Origin of the sequence: Enterobacter cloacae complex sp. IR5412 (assembly GCF_049237385.1) — a bacterium.
GTDB lineage: Bacteria > Pseudomonadota > Gammaproteobacteria > Enterobacterales > Enterobacteriaceae > Enterobacter > Enterobacter intestinihominis.
In genome coordinates this window covers 1-4,437 of sequence record NZ_JBMKHQ010000032.1, presented here as the reverse complement: position 1 = coordinate 4,437, position 4,437 = coordinate 1, and the positions used below count along the sequence as shown (strand labels likewise).

Below are 4,437 nucleotides of genomic sequence, written 5' to 3'. Positions count from 1 at the left end.
TGCGAAGCGCAATCACCTTCTCGGAAACCCTCGCGAAATTTCGCAGTCGCGACGCCAGAGACCGAGGGTTAGATCATGCCTAGCATTCACCTTCCGGCCGCCCGCTAAATATCTCCTTTTGGGTTGTTAATAAAACATCCAATAAGTTGACTGTGCGTGAAAAAGAAAGTTTTGTGTGATGGCGTTGAAGATCGCACCGTTAAGCTCTTATGTGGGATGGTGCAGAGCTCGACGACTACCGATAAAACGCAACCGCCGCAAACAGACAAGAAAAAGCCCCAACTGATAACAGTTGGGGCTTCAGTATTGTGATTGGTGGAGCAATAGCACCCTGAACCCAAAACCTTCTCGCTCAACCGGTAGTGGCTGATAACAACTCGTGAGGGCTATTGCGGGTTAAGCATTTAGCGATGTCTAGGGCCAGACTGGACGTCTGAACGCAAGCCGCTGATACTGTACATAACCACAGTATCAGCGGAGGATACCCATGTCGCTGGCAAGGAACGCCACGGCGAGTCAATCGCCCACTCAAACAAACGGTTACGAACGCCACCAACCCGACCAGACGCTGCTCTACCAGCTGGTTGAGCAGCACTACCCAGCCTTCAAAGCCTCACTCGAAGCCCAAGGTCAACACCTGCCTCGCTACATCCAACAAGAATTCAACGACCTCCTCCAATGTGGCCGTCTGGAGTATGGTTTCATGCGGGTTCGCTGCGAGGATTGTCATCACGAGCGTCTGGTCGCCTTCAGCTGTAAACGACGCGGCTTTTGCCCTAGCTGCGGTGCCCGCCGGATGGCCGAGAGTGCGGCGCTGCTGATAGACGAAGTCTTCCCCAAGGAGCCCATTCGCCAGTGGGTGCTCAGCTTTCCTTTCCAGCTACGCTTTTTGCTGGCTCGCCATCCCCAGCTGATGGGCCAGGTCTTGAGTATCGTCTATCGTACACTCTCAACTCATCTGATCAAAAAAGCCGGTTACACCAAAGCCTCTGCACAAACTGGCTCAGTGACTCTTATCCAACGCTTTGGCTCCGCGCTAAATCTCAATGTCCACTACCACATGCTGTTTCTCGATGGTGTCTATGCCGAAGATGACTATGGCAAGCAACGCTTCCATCGTGTCAAGGCACCCACTTACGATGAGCTGAATACGCTCGCTCACACCCTCAGCCATCGCATCGCTCGCTGCATGGAAAAGCGTGGGATTTTGGAGCGTGATGCCGAGAATACGTGGTTGACACTGGAAGAGGGCGAAGACGATACGCTGACTCAATTACATGGTGCTTCGGTTACGTATCGCATTGCCGTCGGCCCCCAGCAAGGGCGCAAAGTCTTCACCCTGCAAACCTTGCCAGGGCGTGAGGATAAAGCCGACTCAAGCAGTCGAGTAGCCAACCATGCTGGTTTCTCGCTACACGCCGGTGTGATGGCCGAAGCGCATCAGCGGGATAAGCTTGAGCGCTTGTGTCGCTACATTAGTCGGCCAGCGGTTTCAGAAAAACGTCTGGCATTAACCGCCAATGGGCAGGTGCGTTACGAGCTCAAAACTCCGTACCGCAATGGCACCACCCATGTGATCTTCGAGCCGCTGGACTTCATCGCCAAACTCGCTGCGTTGGTACCTAAGCCGCGAGTCAACCTCACACGCTTCCACGGCGTCTTTGCACCGAACAGCAAACACCGAGTTCAAGTAACACCCGCCAAGCGGGGCAAGAAGCCCGACAAATCGGAAGGTCTCGATACTAACTGGCGTGACAAGAGTCCTGCAGAGCGCCACCGCGCCATGACCTGGATGCAACGCCTCAAGCGAGTCTTCAATATTGATATTGAAGTCTGCGAACACTGCGGCGGTCACGTCAAAGTGATTGCCAGCATCGAAGATCCGAAGGTCATTGAGCAGATTCTCAAGCATCTGAAACAGAAAACAGCCAAGGCGAATGCCGCCAAGCAGCGTGAGCTGCCACCAGAACGAGCGCCGCCACTGACTCCCAGCCTGTTCGATCCATCACAGAGTCGTCTCTTTGACTGACGACCCCAAATCCAACACTGCTCAACACTGCCAACTTTTAAACGGGGCGGTGGGGCAGTTTGTATCTCTCGAGCTATCAGGCTAGAGATTTTACCGCCAAATCGAACCTTATTAGAGCGGTTTAGGCTGGACCGGCAGTTAAAATTGGGGCTTGAGCGGTAAACGAGTGAGGGAATTTCAGGTAAGATACTTCGGATGAGGAGCAAAAAGGTGGTTTATACTTCCTATACCCGTTAGCACCCTCCCTGATTAAAGGAAGCCGTATGGATATTATTGATAAAGTTTTTCAGCAAGAGGATTTCTCACGCCAGGATTTGAGTGACAGCCGTTTTCGCCGCTGCCGCTTTTATCAGTGTGACTTCAGCCACTGTCAGCTGCAGGATGCCAGTTTCGAGGATTGCAGTTTCATTGAAAGCGGCGCCGTTGAAGGGTGTCACTTCAGCTATGCCGATCTGCGCGATGCCAGTTTCAAGGCCTGCCGTCTGTCTTTGGCCAACTTCAGCGGTGCCAACTGCTTTGGCATAGAGTTCAGGGAGTGCGATCTCAAGGGCGCCAACTTTTCCCGGGCCCGCTTCTACAATCAAGTCAGCCATAAGATGTACTTCTGCTCGGCTTATATCTCAGGTTGCAACCTGGCCTATACCAACTTGAGTGGCCAATGCCTGGAAAAATGCGAGCTGTTTGAAAACAACTGGAGCAATGCCAATCTCAGCGGCGCTTCCTTGATGGGCTCAGATCTCAGCCGCGGCACCTTCTCCCGCGACTGTTGGCAACAGGTCAATCTGCGGGGCTGTGACCTGACCTTTGCCGATCTGGATGGGCTCGACCCCAGACGGGTCAACCTCGAAGGAGTCAAGATCTGTGCCTGGCAACAGGAGCAACTGCTGGAACCCTTGGGAGTAATAGTGCTGCCGGATTAGCTCGAATGCAAACACAAGAGGCAAATATCACTTGAGTTCCGCGCTACAACAAGGCAGATTCTGCTATAGCAGAGTATTACCGCCGGAATGCCGTTTCTCTGCTGCCGCAGCCGACGTTATACCTTCCCTTCAAAGGAGGCATTATGAAGACTCAACTGCCCTAAAGAAAAACTTACAGGTGGATTATGGTCAGACGTTATCTCCCCCTTAACCCGCTGCGCGCCTTTGAGGCCGCCGCCCGTCATCTCAGTTTTACCCGCGCGGCGATTGAGCTGAATGTCACCCATGCCGCCGTCAGCCAGCAGGTCAGGGCGCTGGAAGAACAACTCGGCTGTGTGCTGTTTACCCGCGTCTCGCGCGGGCTGGTGCTGACCCATGAAGGTGAGGGATTACTGCCGGTGCTCAATGAGGCGTTTGACCGGATTGCGGATACTCTGGAGTGTTTTTCTCACGGGCAGTTCCGTGAGCGGGTGAAAGTCGGTGCGGTGGGAACATTTGCCGCAGGCTGGCTGCTGCCGCGTCTGGCCGGATTCTATGACAGCCATCCGCATATTGATCTGCATATCTCCACCCATAACAATCATGTGGACCCGGCGGCGGAAGGGCATGATTATACGATCCGTTTCGGTAACGGCGCGTGGCATGAGTCAGATGCGGAACTGATTTTCAGTGCACCACACGCTCCGCTGTGCTCACCGGCCATTGCAGAACAGTTACAGCAGCCGGATGATGTTCACCGCTTTACCCTGCTGCGCTCATTCCGCCGGGATGAATGGAGCCGCTGGCTGGATTGTGCGGGCGGCACACCGCCTTCCCCGTCACAGCCGGTAATGGTGTTCGATACCTCACTGGCCATGGCCGAGGCGGCACAACTGGGTGCCGGGGTAGCGATCGCACCGGTATGTATGTTCAGCCGCCTGTTACAGTCAGGCGCACTGGTACAGCCGTTTGCCGCAGAAATCACCCTCGGCGGCTACTGGCTGACGCGGTTACAGTCCCGTACGGAAACCCCGGCCATGCAGCAATTCGCCCGCTGGCTGCTGAATACGGCGGCGGCGTAAAACTCACTCACCTTCCAGGCTTTTTACCCGCAAATCATCACCTTCACTGATGCGCAGCCGTTCACTGCCGCAGTGCGGACAGCATCCGGCGTGCTGCATGATTTCGGCCTCACGGCTGCAATCCCAGCACCATGCCTGTGCCGGGATAACATCAATATGCAGTGTGCAGCCCTGCGCCACGGTATCACGGCAGGCGATATCAAAACAGAAATGCAGTGCACTCTCCTCAACATCCGCCAGTGCGCCGACTTCCAGCCAGACATCCGTTACCCGCGCAATGCCGTGCTGTTCAGCCTGTTCGCGGATAATGTCCGCCGCACCGAGGGCTTTACTAAGCTTGCCCCTTCCGCCGTTGTCATAATCGGTTATGGCATCGCATTTTATTTTCTTTCTCTGGTTCTGAAATCCATCCCTGTCGGTGTTGCTT

General features: G+C 54.7%; 5 protein-coding genes. 4 read left to right on the top strand and 1 reads right to left on the bottom strand.

Annotated features, from left to right (window positions below; translation table 11 throughout):
• Nucleotides 1-487: 487 nt before the first annotated feature.
• From ACOTX2_RS24910 to ampR, 3 genes are all read left to right on the top strand, one after another.
• Nucleotides 488-2,029 carry an IS91-like element ISCR1 family transposase gene (locus tag ACOTX2_RS24910; protein ID WP_000050481.1) on the top strand — a complete coding sequence of 514 codons (1,542 nt, stop codon included), beginning with the start codon at nucleotides 488-490 and terminating at the stop codon, nucleotides 2,027-2,029.
• A 263-nt stretch (nucleotides 2,030-2,292) separates the two neighbouring features.
• Nucleotides 2,293-2,949 carry a quinolone resistance pentapeptide repeat protein QnrA1 gene (locus ACOTX2_RS24905; protein WP_012579084.1) on the top strand — a complete coding sequence of 219 codons (657 nt, stop codon included), beginning with the start codon at nucleotides 2,293-2,295 and terminating at the stop codon, nucleotides 2,947-2,949.
• A 185-nt stretch (nucleotides 2,950-3,134) separates the two neighbouring features.
• Nucleotides 3,135-4,010: a LysR family transcriptional regulator AmpR gene (gene ampR, locus ACOTX2_RS24900; protein ID WP_004193231.1), complete on the top strand. Its 876-nt coding sequence runs from the start codon at nucleotides 3,135-3,137 to the stop codon at nucleotides 4,008-4,010.
• Nucleotides 4,011-4,013: 3 nt separating this feature from the next.
• Here the strand turns inward: ampR and hypA are convergent, their stop codons facing one another.
• On the bottom strand, nucleotides 4,014-4,319 hold the full coding sequence (gene hypA, locus ACOTX2_RS24895; RefSeq protein WP_050583588.1) for a hydrogenase maturation nickel metallochaperone HypA: 306 nt from the start codon (nucleotides 4,317-4,319) through the stop codon (nucleotides 4,014-4,016).
• Here hypA and ACOTX2_RS24890 point away from each other — a divergent pair.
• Nucleotides 4,272-4,437, top strand: a 166-nt coding sequence (locus tag ACOTX2_RS24890) for a DMT family transporter (RefSeq protein WP_421625687.1), incomplete at its 3' end; no start/stop codon positions are given. The two genes, hypA and ACOTX2_RS24890, sit on opposite strands and share 48 nt — an antisense overlap.

Bases quoted from the DNA above. Each gene is read 5' to 3' on its own strand.
- ACOTX2_RS24910 (WP_000050481.1), top strand. From the start codon at position 488: ATGTCGCTGGCAAGGAACGCCACGGCGAGTCAATCGCCCACTCAAACA.
- ACOTX2_RS24905 (WP_012579084.1), top strand. From the start codon at position 2,293: ATGGATATTATTGATAAAGTTTTTCAGCAAGAGGATTTCTCACGCCAG.
- ampR (WP_004193231.1), top strand. From the start codon at position 3,135: ATGGTCAGACGTTATCTCCCCCTTAACCCGCTGCGCGCCTTTGAGGCC.